This window comes from Rothia sp. HMSC036D11, assembly GCF_001814205.1.
In the GTDB taxonomy this organism is placed as follows: Bacteria; Actinomycetota; Actinomycetes; order Actinomycetales; family Micrococcaceae; genus Rothia; species Rothia dentocariosa.
In genome coordinates this window covers 195,630-221,615 of sequence record NZ_KV815300.1, presented here as the reverse complement: position 1 = coordinate 221,615, position 25,986 = coordinate 195,630, and the positions used below count along the sequence as shown (strand labels likewise).

Below are 25,986 nucleotides of genomic sequence, written 5' to 3'. Positions count from 1 at the left end.
TTTACTCTTGATAAGCCTGAACGGCATTATGTGCAGACTGATACACCTCATCGGGAACCTGAAAAGCCTGTACACGGCCCGCATCCACAAGTGCTCCGCGCCCAGCCGGTAACATCCCCTCGGTATACATATCGCGTGGGATCTCATGCAAAGAACAAATGTCCCCATCAGAGATAGAGGTAGGAGCCAGAAGAACCGCTCGCGAGCATCCAGAAAGTGCCGTCAAAATGGGGGATGAATGCCACCGGGCCCATGGCGTATATGCTACCCAAACAGCCCTGAAACGCGGTCCGAGCTCAAGAAGTACCTGCTGAGTGGCTGCCGGTATATAGGCAAGATCATCAATGAGAATCAGAGTTTTCTCGGGATCTTGTACCGACTCGCACATCTGGCGAATTTTCTGGGCATCGGGTGGGGTGTTCCCATTGATGTAGAGAGCTCCCAGATGCGGGTTAAGCATTCGAAGCGCAGAAAGAAAATGTGTTTTACCTGAGGCCCGGGAACCCACAACGGGTATAAAAACGCCTTCCTTGGCCTGAAGAAAGCTAGGAGTGCCCGTACGGGAGTAGCCGCACAATATATGTGTTCCCTGGGCGTTGTAGCCTCTATGCCACATGACGATTGTCTCTAGCTGTGGCATGGGAAAAGTCTGCGGGAACTGACGGAGTGAGAGCGACTTATCGCATGAAAAGTCGGAGTTACCCGATTGCAGCTCGATGATATTTTCACATGAGGTCACGACAGGGCACAACGTTGATGCTTCCAGAGGAACATCACCCACAAGGGCGGTATTGAGCCCGCCTTCGATCGCAAAATGTGTGGCGTTCGGTAGAGGATAGCTCTTAGAAGACTTGCGCAGTAAATCCGATTCCACAAACCTGCGGCTGAGAAGGGTTGAATATGCGACCGAATTGAACCTGCCTCGCAGAGGAAGAGCTGAGGTAAAAACAACCTGGTAGCCCTCACGGTGGCTTTGAGCCAATACATCGTAGAGATATGACTCCGTCTGGGGGTCTCTCATGAGCATTTCAAGCCATCCATCAACTCCGTCACAGATGAGCAGAGGCTGCTGAGTGCTCTGGTCAGCATGATGACTCGAACGTATTTTTTCGAGGCAGAATCGAAGATGCTGAGGCTCATGGGGGCCAACGAGTACGGCAAGACTATCTGCGTACGAGTACAGGCGTCGATGATACCCGGCATCTGAGGTGAGAACATAGACAGGGTTCTGCCGCGCAATAGCCTGGGCTATGAGCGCGTTTATGATTGCGGTGCGTTCGGGAACAGTTCCTAGCACGGCAAGGGCACCCGGATGCGCCTCCAAATTCAGCCGGATAGGCTGCCGCTTACCGTACTGCGGGATTTCGATGGCGCCCAAAAGATAACCGTGTCCACGTGCGCCGTCTGAGCCGAGGATTTGATGAAGACCGGTATCAAGGGTACGGGTTAGAGGAAAATTCTCCGGTAACGCTTGCGGTATAGGAGTATACCGTGCGCGGGCATAAGCAACACTGCTTGGATTCTGCTCGGACTGGTCAACAAACGCAGGGCTCTTGTGCGAAGACAGGTATAAGTCACGAATACTGTGCACGGCACGGGTTAGGAGCGTATCCTCACCTTCGGTTGAAACTTGTTGTACGGAAGGTATCTCGTTTAGGGGAACCCATCCCGGAGTCTCCCACCGATATATCTGTTGGAAGTCCGCATGTTGCTGCGGAAGAGCGTCCACAAGTGGGGCACGGAAAGCTAGAATACGACCATCTGGAAGACTGACATATCCAGCCCCGGGAGAGGACGCGGAAATATGCGCGGCCTTTTCATGCCCTAAGAGATTGTATGAATCCTGTGCAGATGCCACACGCAAACAGATGTTTGTAGCAATATTGGCCCGAATATCCTGTGAAATACTTCCCTGAGGTCGTTGAGTTGCCAAGAGCAGGTGAATACCTAAGGAACGACCAATAGTAGCGATGCGCATTAGCTCGGTCATAGCATCCGGCATAGACTCAACGAGCATACGGAACTCATCGACCACAATCACAACTTCCGGGTACTGTGGTGTTTTGCCCGCTGAAGCGCACAACCGCAGGTAGTCATGATAAGAATTTACCCCTAAGTTGCGTAAATCAAGCTCACGTCGGTTCACATCGGCACGTAAAAACTCAAGCGCGCGGCGAACGGCGGCAACATCGAAATCGCTCAGCAAACTGAGTGTATGGGGAAGCTCAGCCAGAGGACCAAGCCCGGCGGAACCCTTGAAATCTACCAGAATAAGCCCCAGCCGTTCTGGGGAATACCGCAGAGCCGCACTGAGGATGAGCGAACGCAAAAGTTGAGATTTTCCTGCGCCGGTGGTGCCTCCCAGAAGCCAATGTGGGCCGTGTGTTGTGAACCCAATATCGCAAAATCCTTCGGTGGTGGCCCCTAAAAGACAACGAATATCCTCTGCGTAGCGGTTGTGTTCCCACCGCTGAAGACACTGCTCGTAGAGGAGATTCGTAGACTGCTGGGTAAGCTCAGAGAAAGCAAGCGTGCGTGCATGGACCGAAGCAGCGCCGTGTCCTGATCCTGCGGGAGATGACGCCTGGACCGCAGATAAAGCCCCCAAAGTACGAATGTATGTGTCAGTACTGAGCCCATCCGCTGTAGCACATATATCGTGCAGGTCTAAGGGGTGGTTCTGAACGATCCCTTCGTGAGGCGTAAGTCCTGCGTGTTGAGAAGAACCGGTGATTTTGTGGGCTGTATCATCAGTGATGTTGCCGCGAAGCAGATATTGCACAGATTCTAGGTAATCGCCGTGGGTATGTACCTGCAGGTGGGGTATATGGGTGAATACCGAAGCAGAGCGAGGTGAATCAATGGTTCCACGGGCGATAGGCATGTGAACAATGCATAACCTTGCTCCCTGCGCGGCTCGTTTAATCAACGCAGCCGGTATGGAACGCACTAGTGATGCGGAAATGATGAAAAGTCGGTCGTCTCCAGCTTCCTGTGAAGTCGATAAGGCTGTTCCTGGACGTTCTGCAGCATCACATATCTTTTCGAGAATATGGTGAGCCTGAGACGCACCCTCGTGAAGAAACACACGGGGGCAGACACCTAAGGAACGCAAAGCACCGTAAAGCGGTGTTTCGGCATGCTCAGCATCGGTTATGACCGTGATGGTATCGCGTGCATGGGCTACAAGCTGTACTAAATAAGCATGAAGATGTTCGGCACGCAGCAATACGTCGTGAGGTAAGCCTGGTACTGGGATCGGAATATAATGTGGAGCCTGTGGATGCGGGGAAATCTTCTCAAATCGTACGTTTCGCCCCGAAATATAGGGGAGACGAGGACCGTATCCTAGGACCACAGCAGGTGACCGTGCAGCGTCAGGAGCCGCTGCGTGCAACAGTGTTCCTGCTGTCGGCAGTGCCTGTGCTCGTTCTAACTCTTGCTTTGCGCTGCTCTTCACCAACGCAGCGGCACCGCGGTTTTCCGCTCTGCCCCCGAAAAAATGCATCAGCATAAAAAGTGAAGAAGCCACAGACATGAGCAAGAAAATCCACATACCTGTAAAAAGGGCGAAGGCCACGCCCGCCACGAGCGGTAACAGGATAGTCATCAGCATCATGCCCAGTTTTCGGGGAGCGGGCGGATTAACAATAACCGGAGTAAAAGGCGAAGAATCGTGTGAGGGCGTGAGAAGCTCCGGGGCTTTTCCAGGAGGACAGATGACACACAGTGAAGTACCTACCATAAAAGGTTTGTTCCACTGTAGAATTTGAGGCTTTGGGCGCGCATGGGAGCCGGTTCTTTGCGCAGTCCCCTCCGGTTCTAGAACCCTGAGAGTCACCCCTGAACCAGAAGCATCAAATTCGGCGTGGCGTGGCTTGATATACGGATCATTGAGTGAAATACCGCTACGCGTTTCGGAGCGGCCTAGAACGGTTAACCCACGAGGGAGTGAGAAGGAGCGGCCCGCATCTGGTCCCCGAAGTACGCAAAGAGTACTAACCGATGCTGGTCTCTCATCGGAAGGTTGCTCGGGTTTGATCCAGGCTCCATGTATCAGAGGTGCGGCTGCAGCCACGCAATCTTCTAAACGAGTGGAATCACCGCTAGGAGAAAAGACACTATATACATTTTTAGAGGGCGAAATTATGTGTTGTACCTGTGCCCCCGAGGTCTGCTCGGAACATTCAAGAGATAAGAGGCTTGGATAGAAATCGTGATCAGTCAAGCGCTCCTGGGCGCTCACATCTGCGATATCAGGGGTGTGGAAAAGCCGAAGTTTCATATTTCTATATCAGTCGGTATGCCATGTGCTTTCAACCGCTTTGTTGTGGTTCTGTGGATAACGTGTGAGATTCAGATGTGATGAGCAGGTTATCCACAGATATTTTGGAAATTTACCGGTAATAACGACGAAAAACCGGAAATATTACGTGATGTGCAGGCTCGCGTGATTGCCTCGGAGAGAGGTTGCATAGACGTGCAGTTTGAACCAAAAGTTGAGACACTCCGTATACCTCAGCCCGGTTCTTCGGTAGGATTGGTACACTCGAATTTCGGAATTATCGCTTATACCGTGTGCGTCGTGGGTTTAAACCCCCAGTCTGCTGTACCGGGAAAATATGCAACTGACGGTGTTATCGGGTAACTTTAGATAATGACTAAAATCGTTGTGTCAGTGGCAGCGTATGCCGTAAACACAACAGAATTGGCTCCCTTGCACAGGGCGTCTACGGCAGGTGAATTCGTTGATATAACGCGAGTTCCCATGACATACAGGAGTAAATAATGACTGCGGATCTCGTGGTTGTCGGATCCGGCCTTTTCGGTCTGACCATTGCAGAACAGGCAGCGACCGAATTGGGCCTGAAGGTCGTTCTGCTGGATCGTCGTTCTCATATCGGCGGTAATGCATACAGCGAGAATGAAGAGCAGACTGGTATTGAGGTGCACCGCTATGGTGCTCACCTTTTCCATACCTCCAACGAGCGTGTCTGGGAATATGTAAACCGATTTACTGGGTTCACCAATTACGTGCACCGTGTATACACTCGTCACAACGGTATTGTGTACCCCATGCCTATTAACCTGGGCACCATTAACCAGTTCTTTAACGCTGCTTACTCTCCCGCAGAAGCAAAGGCGCTCATTGCAGAACAAGCTGGCGAACTGGCAGGTACCGACCCGCAAAACCTCAACGACAAAGGTATTTCACTCATCGGGCGCCCACTTTACGAAGCCTTTATTAAACACTACACCGCCAAACAATGGCAGACCCCGCCGGAGGAACTGCCTGCATCCATTATTTCGCGTCTGCCTGTGCGGTACACCTACGACAATCGTTACTTCAACGATAAATATGAAGGTCTACCGGTCGACGGGTATGCAGCGTGGCTGGAACGCATGGCGGCGCATCCGAATATTGAAGTTCGTCTGAATACGGACTTCTTCTCGGATGATCATGAGTATTCTCGTGAGAAGGTTCTGGGGCAGATTCCTGTGGTTTACACCGGTCCCGTCGATCGTTACTTCGATTATGCAGAGGGCGACCTCTCATGGCGCACCATTGATCTGGAAGAAGAAGTTCTGCCGATTGAAGATTTCCAGGGCTGTTCCGTGATGAACTATCCTGATGCGGATGTTCCTTTTACCCGTATTCACGAGTTCCGTCACTTCCACCCCGAGCGTGATTACACCAAGGATGCAACCGTTATTATGCGCGAATACTCACGCTTTGCAAATAAGGGCGATGAGCCTTATTACCCGGTAAATACCTCTGTAGACCGTGAAAAACTTTTGAAGTACCGCGATCTGGCAAAGGGCGAGCAGAACGTTCTTTTTGGGGGTCGTCTGGGTACTTACAAGTACCTCGATATGCATATGGCGATCGGCGCGGCGCTGTCGATGTTTGATAACAAGATTCGTCCGCACTTTGCACAGGGTGCCAAGATTGAATCTGGTGGAGTTGACGCATAATTATGGCTGAAACTCAAACTCTGAAAACCCTGCAGCGCGTTATTTTCCCTAGCGCGGTTGAAACCGACGTGGTACCCCTGTATGTGGATGCTGGCGTAGCCGCTGGCGTTCAGTTGCCAACCCGTATTGATGGTGACGCTACCACGAGTATTACAGAGGCGGCGCAGGTACAGGAACAAAGTGCCGCTAATATCGCTGCTAACCGAACCGCAGCTGAAGGCCTTATCGGTCGTCGCTCCATCAACGTTAATCCTGGGCAAAGTCTCTCATTTGGCACCTATTTCAATGCGTTCCCAGCATCGTATTGGCGCCGTTGGACCGATCTTAAAGAGGTCGTACTGAGCGTCCAAACCCGTGGCGAAGGCATGGTGATCGTATACAAATCCAACGGTCGTGGTGTTATTCAGCGCGTGGATGCAAAGCTCCTTTCGGGGGACGAAACATCAATCTTTACCCTGCCCCTAGCGCCTTTCGGCGATGGAGGTTGGTATTGGTTTGATCTTTCTGGAACTGAAGATCTTGAGCTGGTTGAGGCTAATTGGCTAGGTGATATTGAGCCCCGTGCTGACGTTCAGGCCGGTCAAGCAACGGTTCAGATTACGACCATGAATAAGGTCGATTATTGTATTGACAACATTCGTACGCTTGGCAATAGCCCCGAAATTTTTGATGCCGTCCACGAGTTCCTAATTGTTGATCAGGGCAGTTCGAAGGTGCAGGATCACGAAGAATTCGAGGAGGTCGTTAAGCCCCTTGCCGGTAAGTTCCGCATCATTAACCAGGGGAATCTAGGCGGCTCTGGTGGTTTCTCACGTGGTATGTTCGAGGCAGTCAAGAACGGCAGCGATTATGTGCTTCTGCTTGATGACGACGTGATCGTGGAGCCAGAAGCAATTTTGCGCATGGTGACTTTCGCGAACTATTGTAAAGACCCCACAATTGTGGGTGCGCACATGTTCGATATGTTCGACCGTTCGGTACTTCATGCATTCGGCGAAGTCGTTGATCCGTGGCGTAACTTCTACGCGAAGCCTCACGAGGATATGGCGATGGGTCACGACTTAGGCCGCAGCAACCTGCGCAGCACGCACTGGCTGCATCGTCGTGTAGACGTGGATTATAACGGTTGGTGGATGTGTCTTATCCCAACTTCGGTAATCCGCAAGATCGGCCTGTCGTTACCGCTTTTCCTTAAATGGGATGACGCTGAGTATGGCTTGCGCGCGAAGGCTGCTGGTATCCCTACAGTGTCCTTCCCGGGAGCAGGTGTATGGCACGTTTCATGGACCGATAAGGATGACTCGGTGGGCTGGCAGGCTTACTATCATGAACGTAACCGCCTGATTACCGCGCTGTTGCATTCTCCCTTCGATAAGGGTGGCCGCGTGCTGGTTGACTCCATGTTCTTGGACGTCAAGCACACGTTGTCAATGCAGTATTACACTCAAGCAGGCCGCCTCATGGCGCTGGAAGATTTGCTGGCCGGACCGGAACACTTGCATGAGTCACTTTCGGCTCGTTTACCGGTAATTCGTCAGTTGGCGGGGGAGTACCCGGAGTCTCAGATGAAGCCGAATGTGGACGACTTTCCCACAGTTAAATCGAAGAAGCCGCCTTTCCGCGGCCGCCGCAATTTCAAGTCACCGGGATATAAGAAACTTGTGCCGTGGACCGCAAGAACGGTTGCACGTCAGCTGTTCAAACCCGTAGATGATGAAGCGAAAGAACATCCGCAGATTCAACTTAACTACGGGGAAACTAACTGGTGGACGCTGTCTAAGTTTGATTCAGCACTGGCCACGAACGCGGAGGGAACCGGATTGTTCTGGTATCGCCGTGATCCCCAGCAGCTGCGGTCAAAGCTGATTCACGCTACCAGATTGCACGCGAAGATCATTAAAGATTGGGAGCAGTTGCGCAAGCGGTATCAAGATGCTGCAGCCGATGTCGCTTCCTATGATGCATGGGCAGAAACTTTTGCAAAGCATACGGAGTCTGAACTTAAGCGATGAGCACTTTGCACGATGAACCTTTGAAAGCCCCCGGTCGCGGGCGGGGAATCCTGGATGCCATTCGTAATCGGTACCTTTTGAGGCTACTGGTTGATAAGGAAATCCAGGTTCGCTACCGTGGCTCGGTTCTAGGGATCCTGTGGTCTTACATTAAGCCGGGCGTCCAGTTCGGCGTGTTCTATGTTGCCATGGGCTTATTCTTAGGCTTGGAACGAGGAATGCACAACTATGCGATCTACCTGTTTTCGGGCATGATCGTGATTAACTTCTTCTCAGAAGGATTCGGGAACGGTGCCCGCACGATGGTGGTTAACAGCGCCCTGATTCGGAAGATTTATCTTCCGAGGGAGCTCTTCTCACTTTCAACTGTGTGGGTGGCGGTAGTACATTTCATACCCCAAATCGTGGTGATGCTCATCGCTTGCTTCTTTGCGGGATGGCGTCCTGGGCTGCGCAATATTGCCGCGATTTTTGCCGGGATGGCTATCGTGATGCTTCTGTCCTACGGCCTGGGGCTCATCTTTGGTGTGGCAAACGTGTTCTTCCGCGACTCCGAGAATATCGTTGATATGCTTCTGATGGTAGCAACATGGTTCTCCCCGGTATTGTACTCCTGGACCATGGTACGTGACACTCTGTATCCGTGGGTTTTCAACGTGTTTATGTTGAACCCACTGACTGTTGCGGTTGAACTTTTCCACTACGGTTTTTGGCGCCCTACGGCAGACCTCGAAAAGTCGGGACATTTTGCTGAGATTGTTCCGCATCTGTTTAGTTTCTGGACTCCGGTAGGTATTGGTATTTCCTTACTAACCGTTCTAATCGGCGATTTGCTCTTCCGTAAGTTTGAGGGCAACTTCGCTCAGGAGCTCTGATTCTTGTGAAGATTGAGAAAATAGATCTGCCTGAGATTGATCCGAATGCTCCGGTTGTTATTCAAGTCGATGAGCTCGTTAAAAGCTTTGTGCTGCGTCATACGCGTTCTATGAAAGAAGCCTTTGTATGGCTTATGAAGGGGCGTAAAGGCGACCTGTCTGAGAAGTTTAACGCTCTCAATGGTATTACTCTGAATGTAAAACAGGGTGAACGTGTGGCACTTTTGGGGCTCAATGGCTCCGGTAAATCAACCCTTTTGAAGCTGATTTCCGGTGTGATGCAGCCTGAAGGCGGACAGGTTCTCAACCGCGGTAAAATCGCGGGCCTTATTGAGGTGGGTGCAGGCTTTCATCCCGACCTCACGGGGCGCGATAATGTATTCCTCAATGGCGCTATTCTGGGTATGACCAAAAAAGAGATTGAAGATGCCTTTGACGATATTGTGGCATTCTCTGAAATTGAGGAATTTATTGATACCGAGGTGAAGTTTTATTCATCCGGTATGTACCTGCGTCTTGCGTTTTCGGTAGCTGTGCATACTAACCCAGATATTTTCTTGGTGGATGAGATTCTGGCGGTTGGCGATGAACCTTTCCAAAAGAAATGTATTGCAAGGATTCAAGAGCTCATCCAAGCGGGCAAGACTCTGGTTGTCGTAAGTCATGACCTCGACCTGGTATCACAGATATGTGATCGCGGTGTAGTACTTGACCACGGTAATTTAAGTTTCGACGGGGACATCAAGGATGCGGTCAAGATGATTCGTGGCTAGGGCCTCTAGGCTCTTGTATGTTTTGACGGGGTGAGGGGAGAACAACCATAATGGTTGTTCTCCCCTCACCCCGTCTACGCATTAATTGACAGCCCTATAAGTCTTAGCAGGAGAGTCAGAAATTATTCGAGGAACATTACGCATAAAATATATGTAGTTTTGGTGAATGTTTTCCAGTGGATATATTGTGACATCAACGCGAAATTTTTGATTTAAGAGAGCGTTGAGAATACCAACCACACTAAACTTCACCGGGAGAACATCAATGGAGACCCCGAGATCTGCTGTCGTGCCAGATTATTATTCTCTGCTCGATGCCGAGATCCGTGATGCGATTCGCGACGGAGACCTTGACCCTTACACGTCACAGGATGCCGTCGAAGGGCTCATTAGAAGTACTGTTTCCGCCTACGAAAGACGGATGGTACGCGCTTCCCTTCCTCCTCTTGAGAACGTCGAAGAGATTATCCATCGACTGCGTAACGATCTCTGCGGATATGGCCCGCTTCAGCCTTATTTTGATGATGAAGAGGTCGAAGAAATCTGGATCAATTCACCCGATGAAATCTTTGTGGCTCGTGCTGGCGAGAGTGAACTGACAGGGCTGCACCTCAGCGATGAGGCTATTCAACAGCTCTTGGAACGTATGCTCAAGCCTTCGGGACGACGTGTCGATTTATCATCTCCCTTCGTCGATGCTTCGTTACCGGATGGATCTCGTCTGCACGCCGTGATTCCCGATATTACGAGAGCCCACACCTCCCTCAACATTCGTAAATTTGTGGTGCGCGCCAAACGTCTTCCCGACCTCGTAAAGCTTGGTTCCCTGAGCACGGGAGCCGCATCGTTTTTACATGCTGCTGTCGAAAGCGGAGTCAATATTTTAGTGTCCGGGGCTACTCAAGCGGGTAAAACCACAATGCTAAATTGTTTGGCAGCATCTATACCGCCGCGTGAACGGGTGGTGACCTGTGAAGAAATCTTTGAGCTTTCTATTCCTCTGCGCGATGTTGTTGGAATGCAATGCAGACAGCCTAATCTAGAGGGTAAAGGCGCAATAGCTCTTCGCCGCCTAGTCAAAGAGGCTCTGCGTATGAGACCGGATCGACTACTCATTGGCGAGGTTCGCGAAGCGGAATCCCTCGATATGCTCATCGCTCTTAACGCGGGTTTACCGGGTATGTGTACTATTCACGCGAATTCTGCACGGGATGCAGTCACTAAAATTTGTACTCTTCCGTTGCTGGCAGGAGACAACATCTCATCCGCCTTCGTGGTGCCCACTGTAGCGAGCTGTTTCGACCTCGTAATTCATTGTGGCCGCGACACTCACGGGCATCGTCAGGTAGAAGAGATCTATATGTTGGGCGGTCGTGTAGAAGACGGCGTCATTGAGATGTCACCGCTTTTTACCCGTCAACAAGGTGAAATGGTGTGCGTAGCCTTAGAAATCCCAACACCCGAAAAATGGGTTCGCGCCGGACACCGGCCCGATCAAGTATTAGCAGCAGCAAAGGTAGGACGCTAATGGGTGTTATCTATGGCTTAGCAATGGGGATCGGGGTTTTCCTCGTATGGTGGTCATGCTGGAGCATGCCGCAAGGAGCCGTCAAGACTGAACGGGAACCGAAGATAGCGGTAACTCTTCGTAAAGCTGGGATGCACACTATTACTCCCTCGGCTTTTACCGGAGTGAGTATCCTCAGTGGGGTCTTAGCAGGAGTGCTTCTTTTCGCCCTGACCGGGCTGTGGAGTTTCGCCTTCCTAGGGATGGGAGGTGGTTTCATCATGCCTCGCGTGGTTGTGAATCATCGTGCGAAAGTGCGTGAGGGTAAACTCTGGCAGCTCTGGCCGGATGCCGTTGATCACTTACGATCGGCTATCCGCGCTGGGCTTTCACTGCCAGAGGCCCTTATCCAGCTTTCGTACCGCGGACCGTATGAACTCCGAGAGGCTTTTGCACGTTTTGGATCGGATTATCGTGCAACCGGTGACTTTGTAGCTTCCTTGAATCGGCTCAAGGAGTATGTTGCTGATCCAGTCGCCGATAATATCGTTGAAGCACTCAAAATAGCACGTGAAGTCGGCGGCAGTGACTTGGGACGACTACTGGGCACATTGAGTAATTTCTTACGAGAAAATGCGCGTACCCGAGCAGAACTTCAAGCACGCCAATCTTGGACTGTCAACGCCGCCCGGTTAGCCTGTGTTGCTCCATGGGTAGTACTGATGCTGATGGCCACACAGCCTGCGGTTCGAAATATTTATAACTCTTTTGCCGGTTTCGTTCTTATGTTCGCGGGTGCTGGACTGTCGGTAATCGCGTACCGCATCATGCTCCGTATCGGGGCGCTACCTCAAGAAAGGAGGGTTTTTGCATGAACTTTGCTATTATCTTCGGGCTTTTCTTCGCGTTTGGTGTAATGCTCATAGCATCTTCATTGCGTAAGAGACGCGGGCCGAACTTTGGAGAACGTATTGCGCCGCAGATGCGCTCCGTTTCGATACGCGAATCCCTGCACCGTGAGAATCAGGCCTCAGGAACTAGCATTTTAGATGCCCTTTATTCGTTCCTGGAACCTATGATGCAGTCGTTCCTAGGGCGGGTACGTTCTACAGAGTCTAGGGACGAAGCCCTTGCTGCTCGCTTGCACCGCGCGGGAAGTGATCAGACTGTAAGTGCTTTTCGTGCCGAACAAATCCTCTGGGCGGTTAGTTCGGTGGCCCTTTTAGGAGTATTGAGCGTTATTGGGCTGTTGGAAAACCAATTGTCACTCTGGAGCGGCCTGATGCTCATTATCCTGGGTGGTGTTACCGGTTTTTTGGCGCGAGACTGGTGGCTGGGCCAGATTATTGTACGTCGTGAGAAACAGCTCATTGCGGAGTTTCCCGCGCTTGCAGAGATGATGGCGCTTTCGGTGGCTGCGGGTGAATCTGCTCTTGCTTCCCTGGAGCGCATTTGCCGTACATCTCGCGGGGAATTGGCCCGAGAATTTAACGATATTCTTGCGCAAACGCGAGCCGGATCCAGCCTACTGGCGGCGCTCAACGAATTCGCACAGAGTACACAAATTCCAGCCCTTAGCCGATTTGTCGATGGTGTAGCCGTAGCCATCGAACGCGGTACTCCTTTGGCAGATGTTCTACGGGCACAGGCCCAAGATGTGCGCGACAACGCGAAACGCGAGCTTCTCGAAGTAGCCGGGAAAAAGGAGATCGCCATGTTGGCGCCTGTCGTATTTTTAATTCTGCCTTTGACCGTAGTCTTCGCGATTTTCCCCGGTCTTTCACTGATGAAACTTGCGTTTTAACGCATCACAACCTCGCCCCTAAGGCGGGTTCCAAATAGCTCAATCACATAAGGAAAATACCATGTTTACTCAACTTCGTATGTTGTTTCTGTCTGTTCCCGGTATTGCTTTTCTGCTTGCCTCTTATAGAGGCATGCATGACGACCCAGAACGCGGAGATGTACCCGGATGGGTCATGATTACCATGATGAGCGCGATCCTTGTCGCCGCGATTTTAGCTATTGCCCAACCGGCTCTGATCAAGATGTTTAACGACGCTATCGCACTTATTCGTCCCTAGTCGTATGAGCCGACATCAAAAACAAGAGCTTGCAGCACCGCCGTCAGAACGAGGGGATGCCAGCACTGAGTTCGTCATGGTTTCTGCTCTCTTAGTACTGCTGACCGTCGCAATTTTGCAGGTTTCCTATGCATTTTACACGCGCAATATTCTGTTGGATGCGGCAAGCGCGGGCGCTCGCTACGGAACGTTGTACGACCGCACCCCTGAGGAAGGTCGGGAACGAGCAGAGCAGATTATTCGGGGGAATTTGCCTGAGAATTATGCGCAAGATGTTCATACGTCGGTGTATGTTGATCCGTCTGGAATTCGTATTCTTGAGGTTCACGTTACTGCTCCTTTGCCAGTACTGGGGCCGTGGGGGTTTCCAGGTTCTATTTCGGTAAGTGGTCATGCTGCATATATTCAGTCTTAGAAACCTGGCGCTGTGTCTGCGGACTCGTGCAGAGGATTCAGAGAATACCGATCATGAACATGAGCGCGGGAGCGCAATTGTTGAATTTCTCGGGCTCGGTGTTACGTTGCTGTTCCCTATCATGTATGGGGTCTTGACGATTTTTTCAGTGCAGGCTTCGATCTTGGGGGCGCACGCCGCTAGCGCGCAGGTAGCTCAATATATTCAGGAGCTGCCGCCTGAGACTTCGATGTCGCAGGAACAGGCTCAACGTTTGAGCGCGCTTGTGGCACGCGATTTTGGGGTTGCAGAATCTGATATCTCGGTATCTTTGAGCTGTTCAGGGTCGTGTAGCGCGCGGGAGAGTATTAGAGTCCAGGTTCAGGTCAATGCACACCTTCCCCTAATTCCGCAGGGGCTAGGAGCAAGCGTTATCCCGGTATCCTCACAATCAGTGACCTGGGGACAGACTGAGATAGGATCTGCTGCTTCATCCGCTTCCCGGGAAACTCCGTAAGGGAAATTAGATGGTAGTTTCGTATATTCATGCCGTTCGGAGCCGTGACGGTGATAATGATGAGGGGAGCATTAGTCCGCTCATCGTTGGTATGTGCGCTCTGGTACTGTTGATAGCATCAGTGACTTTAGCGGTCACGGGTGCTCACGTACAAACCCACAGACTCGAAGACCTTGCGGATGCGCAAGCCATTTCCATTGCACAAACTATAGAGCATGGATTCTCGGAATATTCCGATAACTCTGCAGACAACGCTCGAGCTAGGCAGCTTGCTGCTAAATATCTGGAGGAGAGTGGAGCTTCTCACGAATTCGTGAACTTGCAGGTAGACTCGGTGCAGATTAGCGATGACCGTACTGTTCATGTCACGTTACGTGCTAGGATTCATCCTCCGATCGTTTCGGCCGTGGTTCCTGATGGTTTTGAGGTGAAGGCTCAGGCTCGCGCCCGCATCCACCAGAAACAGAAGGACGAAAAGTAAATGCGCCTGTAGCGTTGTAAGGTAATTCGGCGGGACTTTCCGCCTGATTCACGCTAGTCTTAAATGCTATGGCATCTTTCGACTTTTCGGCTGAGATTAAGGATCTGCGTTCCATATACGCCTCAATTGTTGCGGTGAGTGACCTTGAGGGTATTAAGTGCGCTCTTGAAGACCTATCTCAGCAAGCTTCAGCACCTGAGCTTTGGGATGATCCTGAGCACGCTCAACGGGTAACAAGCGCGCTTTCCCATAAGCAAGCTGAACTGAATCGTCTAACGAACTTAGCGTCTCGTATTGATGATGTTGAGGTCATGGTCGAGCTGGCACAGACCGAAGATGAATCATCCGAAGAGGACCTATTGGCGGAGGCTGAAGCCGAGTGTAAAGAGCTGAGGAAGAAGCTGGATGAACTTGAAGTATTGGTGTTGCTCTCTGGTGAATATGATCAGCGTGAGGCTGTTGTAACGATTCGTTCAGGCGCGGGTGGTGTGGACGCGGCAGATTTTGCAGAGATGCTTTTGCGCATGTACTTGCGGTGGGCTGAAAAGAATGGTTATCCGACGAAAGTGCTGGACACCTCGTATGCTGAAGAAGCAGGGCTGAAATCCGTAACTTTTGAGGTCAACGCGCCCTACGCTTTTGGCCGCCTTTCTGTTGAAGCGGGCACCCATCGGCTAGTACGTATCTCTCCATTTGATAATCAGGGGCGCAGGCAAACCTCATTTGCCGCGGTTGAAGTTATTCCTCTGATCGAGCAGACCGATGCGCTTGAGATCCCCGAGTCTGAGATTAAGGTTGATGTATTTCGTTCCTCTGGACCGGGCGGTCAATCCGTCAATACAACGGACTCGGCGGTGCGTATGACGCATATTCCGACGGGTATTGTCGTGTCAATGCAGAATGAAAAATCGCAGATTCAAAACCGGGCTGCGGCTCTGCGCGTGCTGCAATCGCGTTTACTGATGCTTCGTCAAGAGCAGGAGGACGCCAAAAAGAAAGAGCTGGCGGGTGATATTAAAGCAAGCTGGGGCGATCAAATGCGATCCTACGTGCTCCATCCGTACCAGATGGTGAAGGATCTGCGTACCGGATACGAGGAAGGCAACACATCAAGTGTGCTTGACGGGGGGCTCAATAGATTTATTGAAGAAGGTATTCGTTGGCGCGCCTCCGGTCGCCGTGTTAACGAAGGCTAAACATAAGGAATATCATGGCTCAGAAAAAGAAAAAAGGCTCTAAAACGGACCCGAATAATTCGATTATTGCGCAGAATAAGAAAGCACGACATAACTACAATATTGTCGACACCTATGAAGCGGGCGTGGTTCTTTTAGGAACAGAGGTGAAATCTCTGCGCGACGGGGGAGCCTCTATCACTGACGGGTTCTGCCATGTGAAGGATCACGAACTCTGGCTGGAAGGTATTCATATTGCTGAGTATGGCTATGGTACGTGGACGAATCATTCGGCACGCCGCAGCCGTAAGCTGTTACTGCATCGTTCAGAGATTAACCGGTTAGAGCAGAAACTCAAAGAAACCGGGTATACAGTGGTGCCCCTCAAGCTGTATTTTAGCGGTGGGCGTGTGAAGGTTGAGATTGCCTTGGCGACAGGTAAACGTGAGTACGATAAGCGTCAGGCGCTGCGTGAGAGGCAGGATAATTTGGAAGCGGCACGTGCTATGCGGTACCGCAACTTGGGATAGTTATCTAGGCTAGATGAGTTGGACGTTACTGGTTGATGCCTCTGAAACACTGCCATTAGGGGACATCAAGACTTAGCTGTTTTAGCTAGAAATCTGCACCATTAATGCATATGTAGGATATACTTACTAGCAAGACATAAACGCGTATTTACTCGATAGGACGTGTAAGTATGCGACAACACAACAGACAGAAATATGGAGGAGTTTTATGTCTGAGAATACACCCGGTCGCTCTGAAGGACAGCCCGAGCAACCGAAATTTGTTCCTGCTGCGCCACCCGTTGCGCCTGCCGGGAATGCATACGCCGGTTACGTTCCGACGAAGCTCCCTGCTGGCTTGGCGATTGCCTCGTTGGTGTTGGGTATTGTGAGTATAGTTGGGGCTATCCCTTTAAGCTTCGTCACTATCGTTGTTGCCCTTGTAGGTCTGATCCTTGGCATTATTGCGCTTCGCAAGGTAAGCAAAGGTACCGGCGGTGGTAAGGGAATGGCTATCGGTGGTGTTGTTACTAGTGCTATCGGCTTTATACTATCAGCCGTGGTTCTTATCTTTGTTATTATCACCTTGATGATGGTTCAGGACTGCAAGAATACTGGTGTACAGAATAGTGACGGCTCTGTCACCTGCTCAATTAATGGACAGCAGATGACTGTCCGTACCGATGGGACTACTTCTATTCGGTAGCCAAGTTATTGTTCATCGTGTGGGGTGGGTAGCTCAAAAAGCTACCCACCCCACACGTTTGTGCTTCAAGGATAGTGGAATAGGTGAGATAGAGCATCCTAATTTTTATGAAGTTTAGGGTGTTGTAACCAATGGTTTTCGATATAAAAGTTCGTATAATGAAAGTTGGTACTCAGCAATAACGCCGGGATAACCGACGGCCTCACCGAAGACAAAGGATAGTAAAGCATGTCAGAAAACCTTTACGGTCAGAACAAGCCGCAAGGGCAGTCGCAACAGCCTGGTCACGATCAGAACTCTCAAAATCAGGGTTCACAAGCGCAACAGCAATATCAGGGGCAGGCTCCCCAGAATACTAGTTCCCAGCAGGGGAACTACCAGGGCAATGGTGCTCAGAACTCATACCAGCAGCAGTACCCTCAGCAGCCGCAACAGGGCTCGGGCAATCAGCATCTTTTCTACGGTGGTCAGGCACAAAATCAGCAGCCTACTCCATCAGCGGGGCAGCCCTCCTATAACACGCAGTACTCTAGCTCCTCGAACATGGTTTCGGGGCAGCAGCATTCGGCGCCTCAGCATTCTTCGCAGACTGGGCAGAATGCTTCAGGACAGGGCTACGCCTCACAGCAGAGTTATAATTCGGCACAAGGTTACAACCAATATCAGCCGACCCAGGAATCACGGAATTACTCTCAGCAGGGGAACTCTGGCCAGCAGAATAGTAATTCGGCACAGAATTACCAAAATTCTGCGGGATACCAGAACGCCCAGCAACAGGGATCTCCACAGCAGAACAGCTACGGTCAGAGTTCTGCTCGGACGCAGCAGAGCGGATCATCTGTTTATAACGGAAATTCTTCCTACGCTCAGCCACAGCAGCAGGCCCCCTACGGAACTTCTGGTTCCCAACCTGCACAGCAAAATGCTCAGCAGGGCTACGGTCAACAGAATTCTTACTCGCAGACGAGCGGATACCAGAACCAAGCTGTAAATTCGGGATACACAAGTCAGAATCAAAACTATTATGGTGCCCAGAACCAGCAGGGGCAGTATGGGCAGCCCGCCTACGGTTCTTCTCAGTTTGACGCAAATGCTCAGAACGCAGGCGGTCCCTCGCAGGCCGCTCCGGTTATGGCAATTATTTCCTTGGTACTTGGTGTGCTTGCCATTGTGAGCGGATGGTTCATCGTCGGAGGTCTGCTCGGTATTGGCGCTATTGTTTTGGGCGCTCTGGGGCTTCGCCAGTCACGTCAGTTGGGCAAGGGTAAGGGAATGTCGATTGCCGGTATTATTACCGGTGGCGTGGGCATCATCGTAGCTATTATCGCGACTATCCTTTTTGTGCTGGGGCAGCAGACTCTTCAGGAATGCCAGAAGGTCGGTACTCCGGATGGTAACGGCAACAAGGTCTGCCAGGTGGGGGATAACCCCGATAGCCGTATGACTGTTCCTGCTCAGTAGCGGCAGGTAGCGGTTTTTCGCTGAATGAAGGGGGCGGAGCATCTCGTTACGGATGTGTTCCGCCCCCTGTGCATAAGTAAAATAATGCTGGTGTGTTGGTAGTAAAAGAACCTGGTGGTTGTGTAGAGACAGACCCTCTGATATAGTTAACCGTTACCATCGCGAGCGGTATACTGTGTGTCTCAAGGCAATGCAGAGAACGTTTGTAGATGGTGCTTTTTGATAAAAGTATAGGGGGATGATCGGTTTCGACGATGTGAGTCGAGATGGGTGAAGCGTGCCGAGGACGCAGGGTTATCTCGTTAACGCCCTCTGCAAAAAAATAAGTGCAAAATCTAAGCGCACTGACTTCGCACTCGCTGCCTAAGCGCGAGTTGCAGTCTGTCGGTCTGAGCATGCCTTTGGCTCAGAACCCGGCATCGACTTAAAAGGCCACTGCTGTTAGCCCTCGTCGTAGGGGCTGATGGGACTTTTATACGAATAGGTTTGTCGATGTAAGTGTTTGTGCAAACATCGGAGCCGAGAAATAGCGCTTTCACAAACTGCGCACGGAGAAGCCCCGTTGAAGCCACATCGGACCGGGGTTCGATTCCCCGCATCTCCACAAAAGCCCTTAAAGGGAGCTAAAACCCAAACCTGATAACTGAGCCGCCTACCAGCAGAATCGATGGTGGGCGGCTCAGTTATATTTGGCCTTTTTCGCGCCGAACAAAATATGGGAAGTATGCAACGGCTAAAGCCGCAAGAGCATGATTTTCAGCCTGGAATAACGTAATATCAAGAAAGAAGACTCAGCGCGTATGGAGAAAAAGATGACAGAAAACCCGCGACAGGATCCTATGCCAGATTCAAACACACCTCAGGCATCGTATCCTCAAGCCGAAGCTCCAACGCTACAGGAGGGTCACGATATGCAGAATTCTGCAGCTTCAGACGCGCCATTGGTGGCTTATGCTTCAATAACGGATGGTGCGTCTCATCCTCAGGCTCAGCAAGCCGTACCCCCAGTTGGAAACGTGGCTGCCGCCTACGACTTTAGCTACCGTAGGGCTCCTCGCCAATATGAGGTTCCACCCGAGGACAGGCGACCTTACGGGGAACCTACCGGCGAAATTCGCGGACCTGGATATTTCTACTCGATAGGTTCTTTCGCCGCTTCGCTTTGTGGACTCGTACTTACCGGATTTAGTGGCTTTCAGGTACTGGGGATCGCCATACTCCATGACGACTACGACTCTCTGGGCTATGGTGCCTATGAATTTACGACAGTCTCAAATACTATGCTTCTAGCGTTGGTACCTATAGTTATATCAATATGGCTGGGGATTTTTGCCTTTACTGTGAATAAAGGACGTATTACCCCCATGACGGGCAGGATGCGCGCCTTTGCCTCCCTTGGTATCGTCATGGGAGCCTTAGGAGCTTTAGGAATAGTTGGAAACTTCTTCCTCTACCTTCTCGCGATTTCCTAGAAATTAGCCTGCCAACACGTGCATATCTAACCCGTGCACCAAAGCCAAAGCCTATGTAAAAGCCCCGATGGGATTATCACACATAAATCTGGTGACCCACCGGGGGCTTCGCCGTCCCTTACCACAGGGCCCGAATGGTTACTCGGGCGCAAGCTGGCTTATCACGGAACGATGCAAGGTCCCATTAGTAGCCAAAGTACTGGCGGTACCTTCTGCCTGCGCTGTAGCTACTGCATCGTCACCAGCTGCTGTTGTGAAGGTCCCGCCTGCTTCATGCACAAGCGGAACTAGCGCGGCAATATCGTGGAGCGCAACTTGAGCTTCACAAGCAATATCAACAGCCCCTTCGGCCACCAGACAATATGACCAGAAATCACCATAGGCACGGGAACGGTTAACCGCATAGACTAGCGAGAGAAAACTCTGCTCGAGTCCTAGCCCCTCCCATCCTTTGAACTCGGCATAGGAGAGCGAGGCTCCAGAGACCGTGGGGACGCTCGACACCTGAAGTCGTGTAGCCTGAGTTAGCGATTTGCCTGCGTAGGCGCCTGTACCCTGCGCAGCCCACCACCGTCGCTGTAACGCCGGGGCAGATATAAGACCCATAACCGGCTCACCCTGATCGAGAAGAGCGATGAGGGTGGCCCACACCGGAACACCACGCACAAAATTCTGCGTGCCATCAATAGGATCGATAACCCACTGCCTGGCAGCCGTACCTGTTGATCCTAGCTCTTCACCGATAATACCGTCGCGTGTACGCACTCGCGAGAGCTGTGCACGCAGAAGTTCCTCAACCTCACGATCCACCTCGGTCACCGGAGTACCGTCGCTTTTATGCTCCACGGTAAAAGACCGATCTTTAAACCGGGACATGCTGACGCGATCCACGTTATCCGCCAGGATATGCGCCAGCCTCAAATCATCAGTGTATGACGTCGTAAAGTTCATGAATCTCTCATTAGTCGTCAAATGTTACCGTGTGTGGTCTTAGGAACTTATGTACAGGATACGAGCGATTACACGAGTGCCCCAAGTTCTTTATCGGAATCAGCTTCTTCATCAGGAACAACCTGCAAAAGTTTTCGCAGCGAATCCAAACGCGCCGCACCACTGGCCCCCGCTTTACCCGCCTGCACGTAAGTATTTATACCGCAATCTACCGCCTGAGCCGCATGATGACAGCCCTTAGGGCAGTCCTGCTCGCCAGGAGCCAGATCGGGGAACGCCTGTACAACCTGCTCCGGCGGAACATGAGCTAGTCCGAAAGAACGTATACCCGGAGTATCGATAATCCAGGTTCCGGGTGGTACATGAAGCTCAGGCGTGGATACGGGCTGTAAGGCCAGAGCTGACGAAGACGTATGACGACCCCGCCCCGTAACGGCGTTAACGTGCCCAGTCGCACGGTCTGCACCAGTGAGCGCATTCACCAAAGTAGATTTACCGACCCCCGAATGCCCGAGAAGCACAGATACCTTACCCACAAGCTGTTCGAGAAGCTTATGAACGGGTGCATGCAGAAGGCCCTCGGCTCCAGACTCACTTGGGGCTCGACCGTCAGCTGACCCCGAGAGTACAATTTTTAGCCCGGAGGCACTGTAATAATCGAGTAGCTGCTGAGGGTGAGAAACATCGGTTTTTGTAATGCACAAAATAGGCTCTATCCCGGCATCATATGCGGCAACGACGGCTCGATCAATAAAACCTGTGCGCGGCTGCGGATTCGCAGCAGCAACCACAATGACCAGCTGGTTCGCATTGGCCACCACCACACGTTCGGTTGTATCTGTGTCATCGGCACTGCGGCGCAGTACCGAAGAACGCTCTCCCAAACGAACGATGCGCGCTAGGGTGTCTTTTGCGCCGGATATATCTCCGACTACATCCACAAAGTCTCCAGTGACAATGGGGGTACGGCGCAATTCGCGTGCCCGTGCCGCGATAAGAGTCCGTTCCTGTGGGGTGCCTTCATCGACAACTACTGACCATCGACCACGATCAACGGTGACGACGCGGCCGCGTATAGCATGCTTGTACCGGGGGCGTTCCTTAGTGCGGGGTCGAGAACCCTTTTTATTGGGGCGAACTCGAACGTCGGATTCATCCCACTCGTCGAAAGACCGGTTTCGGGATGGATTCACGAGCGCGCTCCTTCCCATTGCGAAAGCATTTTTTGCCAAAGCGCTGTGAATTGTGGGAGTGTTTTTGCGGTTGTCTGAACGTTTTCGATGCGCACTCCGGGTTCGTGAATTCCAATAACCGCCGCGAACGTTGCTACTCGATGGTCTTCATAGGTCTGTACCGTCACAGGAGAGTCTTGAGGCAGACGTCGAACGGGGCGAAGAACGCGAATACCGTCGGCTGTTTCTTCGGCAAGCCCGCCTAAACGGTTAATCTCAGCGACGAGGGCCGCGAGGCGGTCAGTCTCATGCCCACGCAGGTGCCCAATGCCAGTGAGAGTGCTCGGGGAGTCAAGAAGCGCAACGAGAGCGGCAACTGTGGGCGCGAGTTCGCCTGCTGTCTGTAGGTTAAACTCGACTCCGGAAAGCCGGGTTATATCTTCGGGCCCGGTGACTGTGAGCGAACCATTAGAGAATTCAACGGCACCGCCTAAACGGGGCAGAATGGTACGCCAATCATCACCTCCCTGCGTTGTTCCGGGGGAACCGTCTGCTGTAGGAGCGGGCCAACCGGGAATAGTCACTGAGTTGCCTGTTACCATCGCAGCTGCAAGGAAAGGACCAGCGTTAGAAAGATCCGGTTCAACCGTGACATCAAACCCGGAAATAGTGCCCGGGAATACACGCCAGGCGTATTCATCAGCAACGGCTTCGGCGCGTACCCCCAAGTCACGGAGGGTCTGCAGGGTCATCTCAATATGAGGTATCGAAGGCACGGCGTTTCCCCGGTGATGAATCGTTAACCCCTGAGGAAGCCTAGGCGCGATCAAGAGCAGAGCAGATACAAATTGTGATGAAGCCGAAGCATCAATAAAGATCTCTGCGGGAGTACCGGATGCGGCCGCAAGTCCGGGGGAATGCAGGGTGAAAGGCAAGGTATCTACGGAATCATTGCCCGATCGTTCAATACGCGCCCCTAGCTGACGCAGACCATCGCAGAGCGCCGCCATCGGCCGTTTGCGGGCTTGTGGATCACCATCAAAGTTGTAATCACCCGGAAGCAAAGCAGCAAGAGCGGGTACAAAACGCATGACCGTTCCCGCAAGTCCACAATCAATCTTTACCATTGGGGGAGCCGAAGCAAGATTTAGAGGGGTTATGAGAAGATCAGGACCAAACTCCGAGCCTGTCTCGATACGCTCGAACTGGGCTCCGAGTGCCTCTAAAGCGGAAATCATGAGGGCTGAGTCTCGCGAGTGTAAGGGAGCACGCAACCGTGAGGGAGAATCAGCAAGAGCCGCGAGGAGCAGGTAACGGTTGGTGAGCGATTTGGAGCCGGGGATGCGCATCCGTGCGCTCATCCCAGGCGCACCCCGGTACGTGGGGGCTTCCCATGCATGTGCCATGGTATTTTGCGCCGTACTCAATTCGCTCATCGGTATAACTCTCTGCCTCCCATAATCTGTCTGGTGTTTGCGCTGGAACTCGCCGGTTCTCTGTACCTGAGGACGCTCTTCTTCGCGCCCATACACTTCAACCATTCTACCGGGTGGGTACCTCAAACGGGTGAGAATCCAGGTAAAACGGTGTATCATTTTTCGCGGTGAACACACAATATTATGCGGGTTTATAGAAGAATAGCGAGGAGAAACCCGGTAGTCGAGTTTTCTCCCCGCCGTAGTATGCCGCGAACTTAGACCAAAGGCGGTGAAGGCTTAGGCGCTCGCCGAACAAAATTCATCAATATGTTCCAAAAGCCTGGCTTTGAGGGATTCAGGCGCCTGCTCGTCACACGAAGATTTGATCTTCGCACGCAAAAGAACCTCAAGATCCTTCGCTTCGGTGCAATGCGAGCAAGCATCAAGGTGCCTCTGAATTTCTTGTATTTCCTCAGCGGTGAGAGCGCCATCAAGATATTCATAAAGGTTTTTGAGTGTTGTGGAACAGGGGTTGCCGCCACAATCTTCGGTAAGTGCCGTGCTATTCTCGGGTGTTTGCTCTTCCATAGCAGACTCCTTTCTTCCGAGTTTATAAAACTGAGCCTATTTCTTCTTCGCCGCTTTTGCTTCGACCTTTGCGATAGTCGAAGGGCGTAAACCATTTTCGCGAGCATAATCCAGTAATTTTTCGCGCAGAATGCGGCGTCCGCGGTGCAGCCGCGACATGACCGTTCCTAATGGAATATCCATAATCTCGGCGATCTCTTTATATGAGAACCCCTCGACGTCGGAGTAGTACACCACCATGCGGAAGTCTTCGGTAAGTGAGGCGAGAGCCTGCCGTACTTCGGTGTCCGGGAGCGCATCCAGAGCCTCCATCTCGGCTGAGCGTAGCCCTGAAGCGTCATGAGCGCCCGCTTGGGCTAACTGCCAGTCTTCGACGGATTCCGTATGTGCCTGCTGTGGCTCTCGCTGGCGTTTACGGTACAGATTAATGTACGTATTGGTCAGAATACGGTACAGCCACGCCTTGAGATTGGTACCTTGCCTGTACTGGTGAAAAGAGGCAAAGGCTTTCGTATACGTCTCTTGAACGAGGTCTTCGGCATCTGCCGAATTCCTGCTCATGCGTAAGGCAGCGGCATAAAGCTGATCGACGTATTGCATGGCATCCGCAGTGAAGCGCTCACGTAATTCACGAGGTGTGAGAGTCGCCGTCGCTTCTGCGGCGTTGGACTCGCTCATAGGTGCTCTTTTCTGTCGTGTAATGACTTTCGGGGGTCTGTGTACAGCATACCTTCGTGTGAGGCTTCGGGGAATGTAACGGCTCGCTCGAATGAATTATTCCCGGTATCCGCAGTACGATCATTAGCTGAAAGGGCCAGATAATTCGATAAAGCAAAACCCCGGTGAAAGACCACCGGGGTTCTTACGTATAGCAAGATACCTTATGCGTTGGGGCGCTTACCGTGGTTTGCGCCGCCTTTACGACGGTCCTTGCGCTTACGACCGCGCTTGCTCATAGGAGCCTCCTTCAGAATTGTGAACCTCTGCTCAAAGAAAGCCAGCGAGGCTCTAAACTAACCGCCCCGAGTCTTAGCACAGGCTTAAACGCATAGGGCAACGCCGTCTATTTTTTCATAGAAACGGCTTGAATGCATCTTACCAACAGGCTGATGCGAAAAATATGGAGATCTAGATACTCTGTCTGCGTAAGATCTTACTGTTCGGGAAGGTTAAGCCAGCTGTACCAACCGCGGTGGAGCACAAGCCACGCCATGAGACCGTATCCAGACTGCCCCGGACGCCCATCATTAGCGGCCAGATCATTGCGCCATTGTTCGTGGTGCAAAAGAGGGTTGAACGTATCGACATACACGTGATTACGGCGGGTTACTACATCTGCATAAGCCGCCGAAAGATCAGCGATGCGACGGTTACGCTCCGGGTCGAGAGTCGGGGGAGGGCCCACCACAAGTACACGGATGCTGTTCTGAGACGCCATATCTACCATATTGGCAAGATTCAAGCGTGAACGTGCACTAGTGAGTCCCAAATCAATGTCAAAAGTTGAGGGAGCTATGACCAAACGATTATCGGCACCGGGAAGGAACCTGCGGCGTGCCTCATCAAACCATCGAGTGCTCAGCTGCTCGCTTCCTTCATTCGGGGCGGCGAGATTATAGGCTGAAATGGATGCACTAGTTTGCGGGGTACGTGCCATCACGCGACCAAACCAACCTAGGGTGCGGGGGTCACCGACACCGGCGAGCAGGTCGTCTCCAACCGCTACAAGTCGAATATTGCGTTGCTCCACGGGGTTCTTTCTTCCGTTGATATCTTGCGTCTGCAGTACGTAAACGCTCTGTCCTTTTGTTTAAGCATAAGGTGTTCGAGTTATGTTTTCGAACTCCTCGAAAATTTTTGATCCAATCGTGATGAAAAATCCACTTGAGGCATAGGAAAAGCCCCATCACTACAG

At 51.8% G+C, this 25,986-nt stretch carries 24 protein-coding genes and 1 other RNA gene; 17 read left to right on the top strand and 8 right to left on the bottom strand.

Translation table 11 applies throughout. The annotated features are described in order from the left end of the window. Position 1: 1 nt before the first annotated feature. Entirely contained in the window at positions 2-3,745 is a 3,744-nt protein-coding gene (locus tag HMPREF2958_RS05975) for an FtsK/SpoIIIE domain-containing protein (RefSeq protein ID WP_246828056.1), read from the bottom strand. Between the two features lie 1,043 nt (positions 3,746-4,788). Here HMPREF2958_RS05975 and glf point away from each other — a divergent pair. The 17 genes from glf to HMPREF2958_RS05890 all read left to right on the top strand — a co-directional run bounded on the left by glf (position 4,789) and on the right by HMPREF2958_RS05890 (position 19,942). Beyond that, the gene (glf, locus tag HMPREF2958_RS05970) at positions 4,789-5,976 is read left to right on the top strand and encodes a UDP-galactopyranose mutase (protein ID WP_004005025.1); all 1,188 of its coding nucleotides are present in this window, start codon (positions 4,789-4,791) and stop codon (positions 5,974-5,976) included. Positions 5,977-5,978: 2 nt separating this feature from the next. Next, positions 5,979-7,988: a glycosyltransferase gene (locus HMPREF2958_RS05965; RefSeq protein WP_013397408.1), complete on the top strand. Its 2,010-nt coding sequence runs from the start codon at positions 5,979-5,981 to the stop codon at positions 7,986-7,988. Beyond that, complete coding sequence (locus HMPREF2958_RS05960; protein ID WP_004005022.1) at positions 7,985-8,863, top strand: ABC transporter permease; 879 nt, start codon at positions 7,985-7,987, stop codon at positions 8,861-8,863. The genes HMPREF2958_RS05965 and HMPREF2958_RS05960 overlap by 4 nt, the downstream gene beginning before the upstream one ends. Before the next feature lie 5 nt (positions 8,864-8,868). Next, the gene (locus HMPREF2958_RS05955) at positions 8,869-9,636 is read left to right on the top strand and encodes an ABC transporter ATP-binding protein (protein ID WP_004005021.1); all 768 of its coding nucleotides are present in this window, start codon (positions 8,869-8,871) and stop codon (positions 9,634-9,636) included. A gap of 265 nt (positions 9,637-9,901) precedes the next feature. Continuing rightward, on the top strand, positions 9,902-11,164 hold the full coding sequence (locus tag HMPREF2958_RS05950; RefSeq protein WP_070697269.1) for a TadA family conjugal transfer-associated ATPase: 1,263 nt from the start codon (positions 9,902-9,904) through the stop codon (positions 11,162-11,164). Then, positions 11,164-12,018, top strand: a complete 855-nt coding sequence (locus HMPREF2958_RS05945; RefSeq protein ID WP_070697267.1) for a type II secretion system F family protein — start codon at positions 11,164-11,166, stop codon at positions 12,016-12,018. Before HMPREF2958_RS05950 ends, HMPREF2958_RS05945 begins: the two co-directional genes overlap by 1 nt. Beyond that, positions 12,015-12,947 (top strand): type II secretion system F family protein, encoded by a 933-nt coding sequence (locus tag HMPREF2958_RS05940; protein ID WP_070697265.1) that lies wholly within the window; start codon positions 12,015-12,017, stop codon positions 12,945-12,947. The genes HMPREF2958_RS05945 and HMPREF2958_RS05940 overlap by 4 nt, the downstream gene beginning before the upstream one ends. A 61-nt stretch (positions 12,948-13,008) precedes the next feature. Then, positions 13,009-13,227 carry a hypothetical protein gene (locus HMPREF2958_RS05935; RefSeq protein ID WP_013397403.1) on the top strand — a complete coding sequence of 73 codons (219 nt, stop codon included), beginning with the start codon at positions 13,009-13,011 and terminating at the stop codon, positions 13,225-13,227. A 4-nt stretch (positions 13,228-13,231) separates the two neighbouring features. Continuing rightward, positions 13,232-13,642 carry a TadE/TadG family type IV pilus assembly protein gene (locus tag HMPREF2958_RS05930; RefSeq protein ID WP_070697263.1) on the top strand — a complete coding sequence of 137 codons (411 nt, stop codon included), beginning with the start codon at positions 13,232-13,234 and terminating at the stop codon, positions 13,640-13,642. A gap of 133 nt (positions 13,643-13,775) precedes the next feature. Continuing rightward, a complete protein-coding gene (locus HMPREF2958_RS05925; RefSeq protein ID WP_239668160.1) occupies positions 13,776-14,138 on the top strand; it encodes a hypothetical protein in 363 nt (120 codons plus the stop codon). Between the two features lie 10 nt (positions 14,139-14,148). Continuing rightward, on the top strand, positions 14,149-14,619 hold the full coding sequence (locus HMPREF2958_RS05920) for a pilus assembly protein TadG-related protein (protein WP_070697260.1): 471 nt from the start codon (positions 14,149-14,151) through the stop codon (positions 14,617-14,619). 68 nt (positions 14,620-14,687) lie between these two features. Further along, positions 14,688-15,815, top strand: coding sequence for a peptide chain release factor 2 (gene prfB, locus HMPREF2958_RS05915; protein ID WP_048755182.1), 1,128 nt, complete (start codon positions 14,688-14,690; stop codon positions 15,813-15,815). A 14-nt stretch (positions 15,816-15,829) separates the two neighbouring features. Beyond that, on the top strand, positions 15,830-16,324 hold the full coding sequence (smpB, locus tag HMPREF2958_RS05910) for an SsrA-binding protein SmpB (RefSeq protein ID WP_070524274.1): 495 nt from the start codon (positions 15,830-15,832) through the stop codon (positions 16,322-16,324). A 208-nt stretch (positions 16,325-16,532) separates the two neighbouring features. After that, positions 16,533-17,009: a DUF4190 domain-containing protein gene (locus HMPREF2958_RS05905; RefSeq protein WP_013397397.1), complete on the top strand. Its 477-nt coding sequence runs from the start codon at positions 16,533-16,535 to the stop codon at positions 17,007-17,009. Positions 17,010-17,237: 228 nt separating this feature from the next. Continuing rightward, complete coding sequence (locus HMPREF2958_RS05900; RefSeq protein WP_070697258.1) at positions 17,238-18,470, top strand: DUF4190 domain-containing protein; 1,233 nt, start codon at positions 17,238-17,240, stop codon at positions 18,468-18,470. Between the two features lie 234 nt (positions 18,471-18,704). Continuing rightward, positions 18,705-19,077: a transfer-messenger RNA gene (ssrA, locus tag HMPREF2958_RS05895) on the top strand. Between the two features lie 205 nt (positions 19,078-19,282). Then, positions 19,283-19,942 carry a hypothetical protein gene (locus HMPREF2958_RS05890; protein ID WP_246828055.1) on the top strand — a complete coding sequence of 220 codons (660 nt, stop codon included), beginning with the start codon at positions 19,283-19,285 and terminating at the stop codon, positions 19,940-19,942. A gap of 138 nt (positions 19,943-20,080) precedes the next feature. Here the strand turns inward: HMPREF2958_RS05890 and HMPREF2958_RS05885 are convergent, their stop codons facing one another. From HMPREF2958_RS05885 to HMPREF2958_RS05860, 7 genes are all read right to left on the bottom strand, one after another. Then, a complete protein-coding gene (locus HMPREF2958_RS05885; protein ID WP_070697254.1) occupies positions 20,081-20,893 on the bottom strand; it encodes an inositol monophosphatase family protein in 813 nt (270 codons plus the stop codon). Between the two features lie 68 nt (positions 20,894-20,961). Continuing rightward, positions 20,962-22,104, bottom strand: coding sequence for a ribosome small subunit-dependent GTPase A (rsgA, locus tag HMPREF2958_RS05880; RefSeq protein ID WP_070697252.1), 1,143 nt, complete (start codon positions 22,102-22,104; stop codon positions 20,962-20,964). Beyond that, positions 22,083-23,501 carry a 3-phosphoshikimate 1-carboxyvinyltransferase gene (gene aroA, locus HMPREF2958_RS05875; protein WP_083313711.1) on the bottom strand — a complete coding sequence of 473 codons (1,419 nt, stop codon included), beginning with the start codon at positions 23,499-23,501 and terminating at the stop codon, positions 22,083-22,085. Before aroA ends, rsgA begins: the two co-directional genes overlap by 22 nt. A gap of 279 nt (positions 23,502-23,780) precedes the next feature. Continuing rightward, entirely contained in the window at positions 23,781-24,071 is a 291-nt protein-coding gene (rsrA, locus tag HMPREF2958_RS05870) for a mycothiol system anti-sigma-R factor (protein ID WP_004005003.1), read from the bottom strand. 36 nt (positions 24,072-24,107) lie between these two features. Continuing rightward, complete coding sequence (locus HMPREF2958_RS05865) at positions 24,108-24,749, bottom strand: sigma-70 family RNA polymerase sigma factor (protein WP_004005002.1); 642 nt, start codon at positions 24,747-24,749, stop codon at positions 24,108-24,110. Positions 24,750-24,952: 203 nt separating this feature from the next. Beyond that, the gene (locus HMPREF2958_RS11260) at positions 24,953-25,027 is read right to left on the bottom strand and encodes a 50S ribosomal protein bL37 (RefSeq protein WP_095343185.1); all 75 of its coding nucleotides are present in this window, start codon (positions 25,025-25,027) and stop codon (positions 24,953-24,955) included. A 197-nt stretch (positions 25,028-25,224) separates the two neighbouring features. Then, positions 25,225-25,821 carry a GDSL-type esterase/lipase family protein gene (locus tag HMPREF2958_RS05860; RefSeq protein WP_013397390.1) on the bottom strand — a complete coding sequence of 199 codons (597 nt, stop codon included), beginning with the start codon at positions 25,819-25,821 and terminating at the stop codon, positions 25,225-25,227. Positions 25,822-25,986: the final 165 nt, after the last annotated feature.